General features: G+C 69.1%; 16 protein-coding genes. All 16 read left to right on the top strand.

What is annotated here, in order from left to right:
- Positions 1–28 precede the first annotated feature (28 nt).
- The 16 genes from G3M62_RS03420 to G3M62_RS03345 all read left to right on the top strand — a co-directional run bounded on the left by G3M62_RS03420 (position 29) and on the right by G3M62_RS03345 (position 12,597).
- Complete coding sequence (locus G3M62_RS03420) at positions 29–817, top strand: cadherin repeat domain-containing protein (protein WP_165184735.1); 789 nt, start codon at positions 29–31, stop codon at positions 815–817.
- 1 nt (position 818) lies between these two features.
- Entirely contained in the window at positions 819–1,901 is a 1,083-nt protein-coding gene (locus G3M62_RS03415; RefSeq protein WP_165184733.1) for a hypothetical protein, read from the top strand.
- On the top strand, positions 1,901–3,178 hold the full coding sequence (locus G3M62_RS03410) for a hypothetical protein (RefSeq protein WP_165184732.1): 1,278 nt from the start codon (positions 1,901–1,903) through the stop codon (positions 3,176–3,178). Before G3M62_RS03415 ends, G3M62_RS03410 begins: the two co-directional genes overlap by 1 nt.
- A 3-nt stretch (positions 3,179–3,181) precedes the next feature.
- Positions 3,182–4,468 carry a phage head morphogenesis protein gene (locus G3M62_RS03405; RefSeq protein ID WP_165184730.1) on the top strand — a complete coding sequence of 429 codons (1,287 nt, stop codon included), beginning with the start codon at positions 3,182–3,184 and terminating at the stop codon, positions 4,466–4,468.
- Positions 4,469–4,600: 132 nt separating this feature from the next.
- Positions 4,601–5,746 (top strand): phage protease, encoded by a 1,146-nt coding sequence (locus G3M62_RS03400; RefSeq protein WP_165184728.1) that lies wholly within the window; start codon positions 4,601–4,603, stop codon positions 5,744–5,746.
- On the top strand, positions 5,746–6,555 hold the full coding sequence (locus tag G3M62_RS03395) for a hypothetical protein (protein ID WP_165184727.1): 810 nt from the start codon (positions 5,746–5,748) through the stop codon (positions 6,553–6,555). Before G3M62_RS03400 ends, G3M62_RS03395 begins: the two co-directional genes overlap by 1 nt.
- A 12-nt stretch (positions 6,556–6,567) precedes the next feature.
- Positions 6,568–7,476 carry a Mu-like prophage major head subunit gpT family protein gene (locus tag G3M62_RS03390; RefSeq protein WP_165184725.1) on the top strand — a complete coding sequence of 303 codons (909 nt, stop codon included), beginning with the start codon at positions 6,568–6,570 and terminating at the stop codon, positions 7,474–7,476.
- Positions 7,476–8,105, top strand: a complete 630-nt coding sequence (locus G3M62_RS03385; protein ID WP_165184723.1) for a hypothetical protein — start codon at positions 7,476–7,478, stop codon at positions 8,103–8,105. The genes G3M62_RS03390 and G3M62_RS03385 overlap by 1 nt, the downstream gene beginning before the upstream one ends.
- 110 nt (positions 8,106–8,215) lie before the next feature.
- Positions 8,216–8,506: a hypothetical protein gene (locus tag G3M62_RS03380; RefSeq protein WP_165184722.1), complete on the top strand. Its 291-nt coding sequence runs from the start codon at positions 8,216–8,218 to the stop codon at positions 8,504–8,506.
- Positions 8,507–8,599: 93 nt separating this feature from the next.
- A complete protein-coding gene (locus G3M62_RS03375; protein WP_165184720.1) occupies positions 8,600–9,025 on the top strand; it encodes a gp436 family protein in 426 nt (141 codons plus the stop codon).
- On the top strand, positions 9,025–9,570 hold the full coding sequence (locus G3M62_RS03370) for a phage virion morphogenesis protein (RefSeq protein WP_165184719.1): 546 nt from the start codon (positions 9,025–9,027) through the stop codon (positions 9,568–9,570). The genes G3M62_RS03375 and G3M62_RS03370 overlap by 1 nt, the downstream gene beginning before the upstream one ends.
- On the top strand, positions 9,567–10,148 hold the full coding sequence (locus G3M62_RS03365; RefSeq protein ID WP_165184717.1) for a phage protein Gp37: 582 nt from the start codon (positions 9,567–9,569) through the stop codon (positions 10,146–10,148). The genes G3M62_RS03370 and G3M62_RS03365 overlap by 4 nt, the downstream gene beginning before the upstream one ends.
- A 2-nt stretch (positions 10,149–10,150) precedes the next feature.
- On the top strand, positions 10,151–10,390 hold the full coding sequence (locus tag G3M62_RS03360) for a DUF2635 domain-containing protein (protein WP_165184716.1): 240 nt from the start codon (positions 10,151–10,153) through the stop codon (positions 10,388–10,390).
- 5 nt (positions 10,391–10,395) lie between these two features.
- Complete coding sequence (locus tag G3M62_RS03355) at positions 10,396–11,853, top strand: phage tail sheath subtilisin-like domain-containing protein (protein ID WP_165184714.1); 1,458 nt, start codon at positions 10,396–10,398, stop codon at positions 11,851–11,853.
- A 10-nt stretch (positions 11,854–11,863) separates the two neighbouring features.
- Positions 11,864–12,226 carry a phage tail tube protein gene (locus G3M62_RS03350; RefSeq protein ID WP_165184713.1) on the top strand — a complete coding sequence of 121 codons (363 nt, stop codon included), beginning with the start codon at positions 11,864–11,866 and terminating at the stop codon, positions 12,224–12,226.
- Positions 12,226–12,597 (top strand): phage tail assembly protein, encoded by a 372-nt coding sequence (locus G3M62_RS03345; protein WP_165184711.1) that lies wholly within the window; start codon positions 12,226–12,228, stop codon positions 12,595–12,597. Before G3M62_RS03350 ends, G3M62_RS03345 begins: the two co-directional genes overlap by 1 nt.
- The last annotated feature ends 21 nt before the right edge of the window (positions 12,598–12,618 follow it).

Here is a 12,618-nt window from a genome sequence, read left to right as displayed (position 1 = left end):
GCAGCCCGCAAAGGATCGGACCTAACCCATGGGCTATTCACCCGGGCGCGAGGGCGCGCCCTATCTCGCCATCGAGGGCGCCGACTTCGGCCACGACTGGATCTTCCAGCACGCGGACGGCAGCCCCAGGTCGCTGGCCCAGGTGGTCGCGGTCGATGTGCGCCTCGAAGGACCGCGCGCCAATCCGGTGGTGCTGGAGTTCGCCCTGGGCGACGGCCTGGCCATCCTGTCGGGCAACGTCGTGCGGATGGCGATTGACAGGGTGCGCGCCGCCGCCTGGCCGCGAGGCCCCTATACCGGCGGCATGATCGTCAGGTGGGCCGACGGGACCGACACGGCCGTGGTGCTGTTCACCCTGCTGGCCGACACGATCAGCCGCGCGGCGGCCACGGTCCCGGGGGCGTCGACGTCGACGGTGCAATGCCTGTCGACCCAGACGCGGGTGGTCATGGAGCCGGCCGGGGTGCTGTCGAGCATCGTGCCGCAGATTCAGATCTCGGCTCTGGAGTACCCCGACAACACGCCGGTGGGCACGGTGGTCGCGTTCGTCACGGTCAATCCGCCGGGCGCGGAGATCATCTACAGCCTGGCTGACGACGCCGGCGGCGCCCTGACCGTGATCGACAGCTACAAGATCGCGGTGGCCGGCCAGCCCGACGCGCTCGTCCACCCCGCCTTGACCGTCACGGTCGAGGGCGCGGTGACGGACGGCCCGACGCGCCTCTCCACGGACTTCACCTTCACCTTGCAGCCGAGCCCGCGCGGCCGACTGCGCTTTAACGACCCGGCCAACTCTGGCCTCGCGGGAGCTCTCTGATATGACCGATAGCAGCTACTCAGTCCTCGACGCCGCCGGCAATGTGGTCGAGATCAAGGGGCAGAAGACCGGCGAGGTTCTGACGCTGGAACGCGTCGAAGACGCCGCTCAGCGCGCCGCTCTGATCGCGGCGTTTATGCCGCTCGCCACGGCCGCCGGCCAAGGGCTGGCCCTGGCCGAGCTGACGGCGATCAAGACCAGTCTCCAGGCGTCGGTCGATCTGGCGACCACCATGTGGACCGACGACAGCGGCGCGTTCTTCGTGCGGCGCGATGTGATCGATCAGGATACCGGCACGGTTACGGTGTCCTTCACGACGCCGACTGGCGCGGCGGCGGCGCCCGGCGCCGGGTTGCGGCCGGCGGCCAACGAAGAGGCGCTGGCTCAACTGAGCCAGGTCTACAATGTCACCACGACCAATGGCGGTGGCGGCTATACGGCGGGTGACGTGATCGTTCGCCAGGTCGTGCTCAACGAAAACGCCGTGCCGCCGGCCGTGGTGGCGGCGACCTGGCTGAACCTGACGACGGGAGCCGTGATCGCGGCGCCGACGGCGGGGCATGTCGTGCTGTCGAGCAAGGATCTGCAGACCGCGATCGCCGCCAGCGAAAACCACCTGGGGCAGGTCGGGGGCCAGACCGTGGTCGCGACCGCCACGCCGGTGGTGTCGACGACGGCCTACACGGCGGGCGATGTCATCGGCGTGAAGCTGCAGTTTCAGAACATGGCGCGGCTGGCCGGCGGCACCGGCATGCTGCAGATGGCGATCTTGCAGTGCAAGAGCGTCCAGACCTTCAGCTGCGATCTGGTGTTGTTCCACACCGATCTGGCCGGCGCGCAGCCGGCCGACAACGCGCCGTTCGTGTTGGCGGCGGGCGACTACGACAAGGTGGCCGGCGTGATCCACATCACGGACTGGTCCAACCTGGGCGGCCCCAGCCTGGGCGAGGCGATCAATCTGGCCATGCCCTACAAGCTGCCCGCCGGATCGACCGATCTGTTCGGCGTGCTGGTCGCCCGTGGGTCGCCGACACTGTCTTCGACCTCGGATCTCAAGGTCGTGGTCAAGGCTCTGCTGGACTGATGCCGGCCTTGGTGGGGGCGCGTCGCCCGGCACTCCTGACGCCCCAGAAGTCGAACCTTAAGCTGCTCAACATCGGCACCCGGGGGGAGTGGCCGACCGTCCGCATTCAGTCAGCGAACACCAGCTATGAGAGCTTTCGCGGACGGGTGAAGCTGGCCATCCCGGTCGCCTGCAAGCGGTTCAAGACCGTCGATGTCGGCTTCTATGTCAACGTCGCCGAGGTGGCGCTTGGCAACGACGTCGCGGCCGAGTTCGCGATCGAGATCCCGACCGCGCCGATCACCACGCCGCAGCGGGTCCGCTATGGCGGTTCGACATCGACCATCATTCCCGACGGCGCGGCCGAACACACGTCCGATTGGATCGAGGCGTCGTGGTTCGGCTTGACCGAGTTCCCCGCCGGGCTGGAGTACTGGCGTCGGTGGGATATGCGCGTTCCGCAAGGCGGCTGGTACCTGCAGCCCACGGTCAACAGCAGCCTGATCAACGGCGAGGGCAGCACCTTCGTCGCGGCGGCGACCGCCAGCACGCTGCTCTCCACGGGCGCGACCTACGGCTCGGGGAACTATTCCCATGTGCCGGTCATGGTCCTCGCCGAGGTGCCGGCCAGCACGATCTCGGTCTGGGGTGACGGCGACAGCATCATGATCCTGTCGAACGACAACTTCGGCGACGGGTCGGGGAACGGCGGCGGCTGGTTCCGTCGGGGTCTCTACAGCGTCAACGGCGCCCGGATCCCCAACACCAACGCCGGCCGGGGCTCGACGCAGATCTCGCACTTCGTGGCCTCGCATTCCAAGCGCGCCCAGCTCTGGAAATACACGAACCGCCGCGTCTCTCACTACGGAACCAACGACTTCGTGTCGGGCGCGCGGACGGCGGCGGCGATCTTCGCCGATCACGTCGCCATGGCGCGGGAATACAAGCTCAGTGTGCCGGGCGGGAAGAACACCATCTCGGCGATCCTGCCCCGGGCCAACACCTCCGATGCGGGCGCGACGGTCGCGGGCCAGACCTTCCCCGGGGTGCTGAGCGTCTTCGCCGCCGGAGGGATTGGTCGCGATCCGCTCAACGCCCTTCTGCAGGGCGCGGTCGGCGGCGGCTGGATCGACGAGTTCATGGACCTGTCGCCGGCTATCGCCGATGCGACCTTCCCCGATCGCTGGAAGGCTCCCGGCTACACGATCGACGCCATCCACCCCAGCGCCGGCACAGCCTCGGCGGCGATGGGCGCGACCTTCAACGCCGTGGCGGCGGCGTGGCCGGCGGCGGCCTAGCCGATGGCCCAGATCGAGCTGAAGGCCCTGCCGCCCGAGGAGGCGATCGCTTACCTCAGGAAGCGCGGCGGGGTCCTGGAGGAGACGTTCGATCACCGCGACGTCTTCGGCGAGCTGCACACCCGGATGTTCACCGTGGCCAAGTCGATCGGCTACGACATGCTGGGCGACGTGTTCGCCGGGCTCGACAAGGCGCTGGCCGAGGGCCTGACGCTGGAGACCTTCCGCGCCAACCTGACGCCGCTGCTGCAGGCCAAGGGCTGGTGGGGCAAGGCGATCGAGAACGACCCGGTCGACGGGGAAGACAAGGTCGTGCAGCTGGGCTCGCCCCACCGGCTGCGCACCATCTTCGACGCCAACATGCGCACCTCCTACGCGGCCGGCCGCTGGGAGCGGTGGCAGCGGACCAAGGCGACGTTCCCGATCCTGCAGTACCTGCACACCGACCAGGAGCATCCGCGCCTGGAGCACAAGGCCTGGGGCGACCAGCCGGTGATCCTCTACATGGACGATCCCTGGTGGACCGTTCACCTGGGCCCCAACGGCTGGTTCTGCAAATGCGGCGCCCGCCAGCTGAACCAGCGGATGATGGACCGCGAGGGCCTGAAGCTGACCGACAAGCCGATCGCCTTCCCGCCGAAGCCCTACACCAACCCACGCACCGGCCAGACCATCCAGGTCGAGGGCGGCATCACGCCGGGCTGGGGCTACAACGTCGGGGCCGCGCACCTGGCCGGCGTCACGCCCGAGCCCGCGCCGACGTTGCCGCCCGCGCCGGCGACGTCCCCCAGCTCGACGACGAAGCCGCCGATCGCGCCACGACCAGGTCCCGCGATCCTGGACGCCGGCGTCGTGGTCGAGGAGGCCGCCGCCGCCTTCCTGACCCGGTTCGCCTTGGGCCCGGCCGAGGCCAAGATCTTCAAGGACGTCGCCGGCGAGGGCGTGCCGATCGGCCCGGCCCTGTTCACCACCCCGGCCGGGACGGCGGCGACCTTCACGACCGCCCAGCTGCAGGCCATGCCGCTGGCGGCCGAGGCCCTGGCCGCGCCGGCGGAGATCCGCTGGGTCTGGCGGCCGGCGGCCGACGGGACCAACGAGCTGGTGCGGCGGTACATCGCCCGCCTGAAGACCGACGGCCAGGTGGTGGACGTCGTGCTCGAGCACGTGGTCGGCGGCCGGGGTCGCTGGTCGATGGCCAGCTCGCTGGACGCGGGGTTCGTGCTGGACGCCTGGCGCGAAGGCGATGTGGCGTGGCCCGCCTCTGGGCCCGCGCCTGGACCCGGGAACTGAGAACGGTCTAAGGGGCTTCTCAGGAGCGCTTCGCGAGTCGATAGTGACTCGCCCGCCGCCACCCGCGCCCCGGCTTTCACCCTGAAATTCTTCAGCATGGGATGACCCCGCCAGCCAGCCGATTGTCTGGCCATGCGTTCGTCTCTGCACCTCACCTCGTCGTCCGTCATCGCCATCTGCGACACCGCTCCGCCGGTGGCCGGCGGCGACGAGGTGGCCTTTTGCGTCGCTGAAGGCGACCTGGTCGAAAACGGTCAGCCCAAGGCGTGGGTGAAGTTGATGCCGATCGGCGTCTTCAAGGCGCGCGATAGCCGTCCGCCCTGGGAGGTTCGCGATCGCGCTCACGCCGAGCAGATCGTCGCCGCGTCTCGGGCCTTTGCCGGCCAGACCGACATGGTCATCGACTACGACCACCAATCCGAAGCGGCGATGAAGGACAAGACCATCCAGGCTCCGGCCTCGGGATGGTCCAAGGATCTGCGCGTCCAGGATGACGGCATCTACGGCCGGATCGAGTGGACGCCGCGCGCGACCGCCGCCTTGGTCGACAAAGAGTACCGCTACATCAGCCCCGTCTTCACCCACGCCCCGCACGCCGCCGACGGCGCGCCCGCGCCGGTGGTGCGCCTGCTGCGCGCCGGGCTGACCAACAACCCCGCCCTGACCGACCTGCCGGCCGTGGCCTCGCTTTCTCACCCCCCCAAGGAAACCGGAATGACCCTCTTGCAACGTCTTCTGGCGGCCATCGGCCTGCCGGAGACTTCGACCGAAGCTCAGGCGCTGGCCGCCTGTTCGTCGCTGGTGACGGCTTCCGCCGGCATCAAGAAGATCGCCACCACGGCGGGTCTGGCCGAGACCGCCGAGGTTGAAGCCATCTGCACGGCGATCACCGCCTCGGCCGCCGAGCCCGACGCCTCCAAGTACGTGCCGATTGCGCTGTTCAAGGATCTGCAGACTCAGGTGGCGTCCATCCGGGGCGCGACCGTTGAGGAGAAGGCCACCGCCTCGGTCGACGCCGCCATCGCCGCCGGCAAGATCGCGCCGGCCCACAAGGACTACTGGGTCAAGAACGCCAAGGCCGACCCGACCGGGTTCGCCGAGTACGTCGCCTCGGCCGCCGCGATCATCACGCCTGGCGGGAAGTTGCCCGCTGGCGGCAAGCCGCCGGCCACCGGCGAGATCACCGCCCTGACCGCCGAGCAGGTCGCCCTGTGCGCCAGCATGGGCTGGGACCAGGCCGCCTACCTGGAAGAACTCAAGAACGAGGTTCAAGCCTGATGGCTCTTTCCGCTGGTCGCAAGATCTCCCGCCTGGCCGACAAGGTCCTGGCCTCCCGCCCGATGAAGGGTGGGGTCACCATCTTCCAGGGCGGCCTGGTCATCCAAGCCGCCGGCTTCTGCCGCGCCGCCCGCGCCGGCCAGGGCGCCGACAACGCCGCCAAGGCGGTGGACGCCGCCACCTATCGCGCCGTGGGCGTGGCCCTGCACACCGTGGTCAACAGCGGCGCGGACGGCGACGCCCGGATCGACACCCAGGCCGGGTGTTTCAACTTCAAGAACTCGGCCGCCGGTGTCGACTTCATCGACAATAGCGACGTGGGTTCGGTGGTCTACGTGGTCGACGACGAGACCGTGGCCAAGACCTCGGCCTCGGGCACGCGCTGCGCGGCCGGCCGGGTTCATGAGGTCGACGCCGACGGCGTCTGGGTCATCGTCGGCGACGAGGCCTCGGCCGCCGGCCGGCGCACCCTGCCGCTGCCGTTCGCGATCAACGAGACCGACACCCTGGCCGGCACCTCGGCCGAGCTGGTGGCGCCGGTCAGCGGCTACATCAGCCAGCTGTCGGTGATCGTCCAGAAGGCGGTCACCACCGGCGGCGACGTCACCGCCGCCGTCGGCGCGACCGCCGTGGCCGGCCTGGCCTGCACGATCGCCGACGCCGCGACCAAGGGCACGGTCGTTAGCGACACCCCCACCGCCGGCGACGCGACCACCTTCGTCAAGAAGGGCGATCGCATCCAGATCGTGCCGGCCGCCCCCTTCAACACCGCCGGGGCCGTCAGCGGCTTCCTCGAAATCACCTACTAGGAGCGCCGCCCCGTGCTGATCACGCAAGAGAACCTGGAAGCCCTGCGCACGGGTTTCCGCACCGACTTCAAGGGCGGCATGACCCGCGTGAAGCCGAGCTACCAGGCCTTCACCACCGAGGTGCCGTCGGCCACCAAGATCACGACCTACGGGTTCCTGAAGAACTGGCCGATCTTCCGCCGCTGGCTGGGCGAGCGCCGCATCCAGTCGCTCGAAGAGCTGGCCTATGCGCTGAAGAACGAAAAGTTCGAGGTGTCGATCGGCATTCTCGAAGATGACATCAAGGACGACAACCTCGGCCTCTATCCGTCGATGTTCGCCGGCTGGGGTGACGAGGCCGGCGCCCTGAAGGACCGCCTGGCTTACGAGGCCCTGAGGAACGGCCACCTGAAGCGGTGCTTCGACAACCAAAACTACTTCGACACCGACCACCCCGGCGGCACTGTCGACGCCCAGGGCGTTGTCACCCAGGGCATCTTCTCCAACATGAGCGGCGCCGGCGCGGTCCAGCCCTGGTTCCTGCTCGACACCCGCAAGCCGCTGAAGCCGATCCTCCTGCAGAACCGCGAGGAGGCCAACTTCGACATGATCACCGACCCCAAGTCGGAGCATGTATTCAAGACCGGCGAATACCTGGCCGGCGGCAAGGCGCGGTCGGCGGCGGGCTACACCTATCCGCACCTGTCGCACCGCTCGACGCTCGCGCTGACGGAAGAAAACTACGTCGCCGCCTGCGCGCAAATGGCCGCCCTGGTGGACGAGCAAGGCGAGCCGCTGGGCGTCAAGCCCAACCTGATCGTCGTCGGCACCTCCAACAAGGCCGCCGCCCGCACGCTGTTCAAGGCCCAGAACAAGGCCGGCGGCGCGTCCAACATCTACTTCCAGGACGTCGAGATCCTGGAAGCCGATCGGCTGCTGTGATGGAGGCCGCGAGCCATCAATTCCGGGTCAAGGCCTCGCGCGATCCCTATCGTCGCGCGGGCCTGGTCCTGGGCTCGGCCGCCTGGGTCGAGTTCGACGCACGCGAGCTGGGCGAGGAGAAGATCCACGCCCTGGTCGCCGACCCGGTGATCTCCATCCAGCGCCTGGTTGGCGAGGAGTGGGTTTCGCCGACGGCCGAGGAACGCCAGCTGGCCCAGCGTCCGCTGCGCGTCTTCGAAGCGGCCGACGTCGCCGAGCCGGTGGATCTCGACGATCTGAAGTCACGCCTCGGTTACGCCGACCTGAAGGTCGAGCAGCTGTTGGGGACAGCCGAGCGCGCGGCGTCGGACGAGGCCGCCCTTCGCGGTCAGCTGTCCGAGGCCAACGCCACGATCGACGCGCTGCAGGTCGAGCGCAAAGCCCTGCAGGAAGACGTCGTCGAGCTGGGAACCCTTCGCGACCAGGTCGAGGCCCTGCAGACGGCCCGCGCCGCCCTGCAGCCGGATCTCGACGCCCTCCCTGGCCTTCGTGACCAGGTCGCCACGCTGACCGCCGAGCTGGAAGCCGCCAAGGCCAAAGCTCCGGCCAAGACCCCGTCCAAGGCGAAGGAGCCCGCCAAGGACGAGTAGTGCCCGGTCGTTAGTCGTTCCCGCCCCTCGCAGCGGGGCGACCGGAGATGCGTAACGGTGGTTGGGGCGATGGGCCCGGTCGCCGCCCTTTCACCCTCTCGGAGACGTGCATGTCCCGTTCCTTTGTCCACCTGGTGGTCGGCCTGGCCGCCACCGCCGCACTGGTTCTCTACGCACCGATCGCCTTCGTCGTCGCTCTGTTCGCCATCCCCGTCGCCATCGCCGCCGGCATGATCCTGGACTGGGGCCGGCCCCACCTGGCCGCCCTGGGCGACACGGTCGAGCGCTGGCGGATCAGCCTGTTCATCGACTCGCCGACGGGTCCGGACTTTTCGATGCACCGCGGTACTGGCCTGGACGCGCCGCTGACCGGCACGCCGCAGGTGACCGCCTTCGCCTAAAGGCGCTGGCGAACGACTGAAGAAGACCGGCGGCGGGGTCCGCTCCGCCGCCGGTTTGTTCCTCCCACCACCCCCAAAATTCGAAAGCGCTTCGTGACCTACGCCACTCTCCAGGACCTGACCGACGTCTGCGGCGCGCGCGAGCTGATTCAGCTCAGCGATCGCGGCGACATGCCGGTCGACTGGATCGACGAGGCGGTCGTGACGCGCGCCCTGAGCGACGCCGACGAGCTGATCAACGGCTATCTGGGCGGGGTCTACGCCCTGCCGCTGACCAACGCCCCGCGCATGTTGATCGGCGCGGCCTGCGACATCGCCCGCTACAAGCTCTGGAAGGACCGGGCCAGCGACGAGGTCGTGCGCCGCTTCAAGGAAGCCCTGGCGCTGCTGACCCAGATCCAGGGCGGCCGGGTGAAGCTGCCCGACCAGGCCGGTGTCGAGCCGGCGGCCAAGACCGGCGTCATCCTGACGTCCATGCCCGAGCGGCAGTTCACCCGTGACACGATGAGGCGCTTCTGATGGCGTCCGCTCCTGTCGTCCTGGAAGCCCAAGGCCTGACCCAGACCCAGCTGCTGTGGGGCGCGCTGGTTCGTAAGCTGGGCACGCTGAAGCCCCTGATGGAGACCGTCGGGTCCTATCTGGAAAGCTCGATCGAGAGCCGGTTCGTCCGCCAGGTCGGCCCGGACGGCAAGCGCTGGAAGCCCTCCGTCCGCGCCCAGGCCACGGGCGGCATGACCCTGACCGACAGCCGCCGGCTGCGCGACAGCATCACCCACAACGCCGACGACCGCAGCGTCGCGGTCGGCACCAACGTCGTCTACGCCGCCGCCCACCAGTTCGGCCTGAACCGGCCGGTGACGATCGGCGAGCACAACCGCCTGATCCACGAGGCGTTCGGCCGGCCGCTGCGGTTCGGCGTCTGGCAGACGGTGCGCGAGCACTCGGTCAACCCGAACATCCCGGCCCGGCCGTTCGTCGGCCTGGACGCCGAGGACGTCGACGAGATCCAGCACCTGACCATCGACTACATGGGCGGCGTCATGGCCCAGGCGGTGGCGGCATGATCGGCGAGATCGAGAACGCCATGGTCAAGAGCCTGGACGCGGCCAGTAAGGCCGGCGTGCTGGGCTACGCCTACCGTGATTGCGAGAGCCTGCCGGCGGACATCGACGAGCGCCTGATCAAGAAGGTGCCGCGCTATCCGGCCGCCTGGGTGACGTTCGCCAGCCTGCGCACCCTGCAGCAGATGAAGGGCGGCTCGGCCAAGGTCGAGGCCAGCTTCGCGGTGATCGTCGCGGCCGAGAACCTGCGCAACGAACGCGCCACCCGCCAGGGCGGCTCGGAGTCCGAGGTGGGCAGCTACCAGATGTTCCAGGACGCGGCCGGCCTGCTGGCCGGCCAGACCTTCGGCCTGCCGATCGAGGGGCTGGAGCTGGGCGGCGTGACCCCGGTCACCTCGCCGACGGGATCGGAACGGCTCAGCCTGTTCAAGGTCGCCCTGACCACGCGCTTCGTCTTCTCCCCGACCATGCCGGCTCACGTCGCCGAGCTGGCCGACTTCGAGACCTTCTTCGTCGCCTGGGACCTGCCGCCGCACGGCGACACCGACGCGACCAGTCTGATCACCCTGGAGACCACCTGAGCATGGCCCCGCGCCTTTCCTCGGCCGCCCCCGCGCTGCCCAACCCGATCCCCGTTGGCCACCCGGTGCTGGTGGCTCCGGCCGCCGGCCGCCGCGTGCGCGACCCCGCCGCCGGCTACCAGGTCGTGCCCGACGAGGGCAAGGCCGTGGCCTGGTCGACCCACTGGGCCCGCCTGAAGGCCGACGACGACATCACCGTCGGGCCCGTCCTGCCGGCCGCCGCTGAAACCTCCGAGGCCTGAACCCGATGATCGCCTTCAACACCATCCCGCTCGATATCCGCACGCCCGGCAGCTACATCGAGTTCGACACCACCCGGGCCGAACGCGGCAGCGCCTCCACGCCGCACAAGGTTCTGGTCATCGGCCAGAAGCTGGCCGCCGGCCCGATCGCCACGAACGTGCGGATCTTCACCGCCGACCAGGCGATCGCCGCCTTCGGCCGGGGCTCGATGCTGGCCCGGATGTTCTTCGCCCTGAAGGCGGTGGATCCGCTGAGCGAGACCTGGGCCCTGCCGTTGACCGACCTGGCGGGCGGCACGGCCGCCACCGGAACCGTGGTCTATGCCGGTACGGCCACGGCGGCCGGGTCGATCCCGCTGTATGTCGCCGGCCAGAAGATCACCGTGCCGGTGACCGTGGGCATGACCGCCGCCCAGGCCGCCGCCGCCGTCAACACCGCCGTGGGCGCGACGCCCGACCTGCCGGTGACCGGCGCCGTGGTGACCGCGACCGTGACGCTGACGGCCCGGCACAAGGGCGAAGCCGGCAACTACATCGACATTCGCCACGCCTACCAGGTGGGCGAGGCGCTGCCGGCCGGCCTGACCGCGACCATCACCGCCATGTCGGCCGGCGCCGGCAACCCCGACGCCGGCGCGGTGTTCACGACGATCGGCGACGCGCCCTACACCGCGTTCATCCACCCCTACACCGACGCGGCCAACCTGACGGCGATCGAGACGGCCCTGACCGCCCGCTGGGGCGCGATGGTCGAGCTGGATGGCATGGCCTACAGCGCCGCGACGGGATCGCAGGGCGGGCTATCGACCCTGGGCGGCGCCCGCAACAGCGCCTTCAGCTCGATCATCGGCTATCGGTCTTCGCCGACCCCGCCCTGGGAATGGGCGGCGGCCTATGGCGCCGTGGTCTCGTACCAGGGCTCGCTGGATCCGGCGCGTGGGTTCGAGGGCCTGGCCCTGGCCGGCATCAAGCCGCCCGCCATGCCCGATCGCTGGACGCGGTCCGAGCGCGACAGCCTGCTGCGCGACGGGATCGCGGTGGCCAAGGAAGATTCCGGCGGCGTCGTGATCATCGATCGGGCGATCACCACCTTCCAGACCAACGCCCAGGGCTTCGACAGCATCGTGTTCCTGGACGTCAACACGCCGCTGACCCTGGCCAACCTGCGCTACACCTGGCGGGCGCGGATCGCGACCAAGTACCCGCGTCACAAGCTGGCCGACGACGGGACCTATATCGCGCCGGGCCAGCCGATCGTCACGCCCAAGACCCTCAAGGTCGAGGCCGTCGCCTGGTTCATCGACCGCCAGGAGGCCGGCCTGGTCGAGGGGCTGGAGCAGTTCAAGGCCGAGCTGGTGATCGAGCGCGACCCGAACGATCCCAACCGGGTCAACTCGATCTTCCCGCCCAACCTCGTCAACCAGTTCCGCGTCTTCGCGGGCCAGATCCAATTCCTGCTCTAGGAGGGCACCCATGGCCGGCAAGCTGCTGAGCGAACTGACTTTCAAGGCCAACGGCCGAACCTGGAACACCAAGAAGGGCGCGACCTTCAATCCGGGCGGCACCAACCGCACCACCAAGAAGGGCGCGCGCAAGGTCTACGGCTTCACCGAGGAGATCGCGGAATCGAAGCTGGAGGTGGAGATCTACATCGACGCCGACACCTCGGTGGCCGAACTCAACGCCATCAAGGACGCCACGGTCGAGTGCGGTCTCGACACCGGCCAATCCTACGCCGTCAGCCCCATGTGGGTCACCGAGCCCGGCACGATCGACGAGAACGAAGGGACCATCAAGCTCACCCTTGAAGGCCCGCCAGCCGAGGAGATGTTCTAGTGGCCGAAGCTATTGAAGGCATCGAAGCCGACGACGAGGTCGTCATTGCAGTCGACCTGCCGGCCACGCCGGACGACACCGACGATCGCTGCGGCATGCTTGCCGACGGCCGGTTCTTCCTGAAGCTGGCCAAGCCGATCGACGTGACGTTCGTCGACCGCGCTCGCGGCACCACCCGTGTCGAGACAACCCCGGTCGTCTTCATGCGCGAGCCTGACGCCGGCGATCTGCTGGTGACCGACAAGCACGACGGCGACGTCGCCAAGGGCATCGCCATCGTCGCCCACCTGATCGGCCTGCCCGAGAAGGCGGTTCGCAAGATGACGCCCGCAGACTTCCAGGAGCTGGCCGCCAAGGCGGGGAATTTCTAGGGGCCTGGCCGTCCAATTGGG

The sequence above is a fragment of the Caulobacter soli genome (assembly GCF_011045195.1).
GTDB classification, from domain to species: Bacteria; Pseudomonadota; Alphaproteobacteria; order Caulobacterales; family Caulobacteraceae; genus Caulobacter; species Caulobacter soli.
This window is presented reverse-complemented; position numbering and strand designations above follow the sequence as displayed.

Bases quoted from the DNA above. Each gene is read 5' to 3' on its own strand.
- G3M62_RS03360 (WP_165184716.1), top strand. From the start codon at position 10,151: ATGGCCCCGCGCCTTTCCTCGGCCGCCCCCGCGCTGCCCAACCCGATC.
- G3M62_RS03405 (WP_165184730.1), top strand. From the start codon at position 3,182: ATGGCCCAGATCGAGCTGAAGGCCCTGCCGCCCGAGGAGGCGATCGCT.
- G3M62_RS03385 (WP_165184723.1), top strand. From the start codon at position 7,476: ATGGAGGCCGCGAGCCATCAATTCCGGGTCAAGGCCTCGCGCGATCCC.
- G3M62_RS03415 (WP_165184733.1), top strand. From the start codon at position 819: ATGACCGATAGCAGCTACTCAGTCCTCGACGCCGCCGGCAATGTGGTC.
- G3M62_RS03420 (WP_165184735.1), top strand. From the start codon at position 29: ATGGGCTATTCACCCGGGCGCGAGGGCGCGCCCTATCTCGCCATCGAG.
- G3M62_RS03365 (WP_165184717.1), top strand. From the start codon at position 9,567: ATGATCGGCGAGATCGAGAACGCCATGGTCAAGAGCCTGGACGCGGCC.
- G3M62_RS03410 (WP_165184732.1), top strand. From the start codon at position 1,901: ATGCCGGCCTTGGTGGGGGCGCGTCGCCCGGCACTCCTGACGCCCCAG.
- G3M62_RS03355 (WP_165184714.1), top strand. From the start codon at position 10,396: ATGATCGCCTTCAACACCATCCCGCTCGATATCCGCACGCCCGGCAGC.
- G3M62_RS03400 (WP_165184728.1), top strand. From the start codon at position 4,601: ATGCGTTCGTCTCTGCACCTCACCTCGTCGTCCGTCATCGCCATCTGC.
- G3M62_RS03395 (WP_165184727.1), top strand. From the start codon at position 5,746: ATGGCTCTTTCCGCTGGTCGCAAGATCTCCCGCCTGGCCGACAAGGTC.
- G3M62_RS03350 (WP_165184713.1), top strand. From the start codon at position 11,864: ATGGCCGGCAAGCTGCTGAGCGAACTGACTTTCAAGGCCAACGGCCGA.
- G3M62_RS03370 (WP_165184719.1), top strand. From the start codon at position 9,025: ATGGCGTCCGCTCCTGTCGTCCTGGAAGCCCAAGGCCTGACCCAGACC.
- G3M62_RS03380 (WP_165184722.1), top strand. From the start codon at position 8,216: ATGTCCCGTTCCTTTGTCCACCTGGTGGTCGGCCTGGCCGCCACCGCC.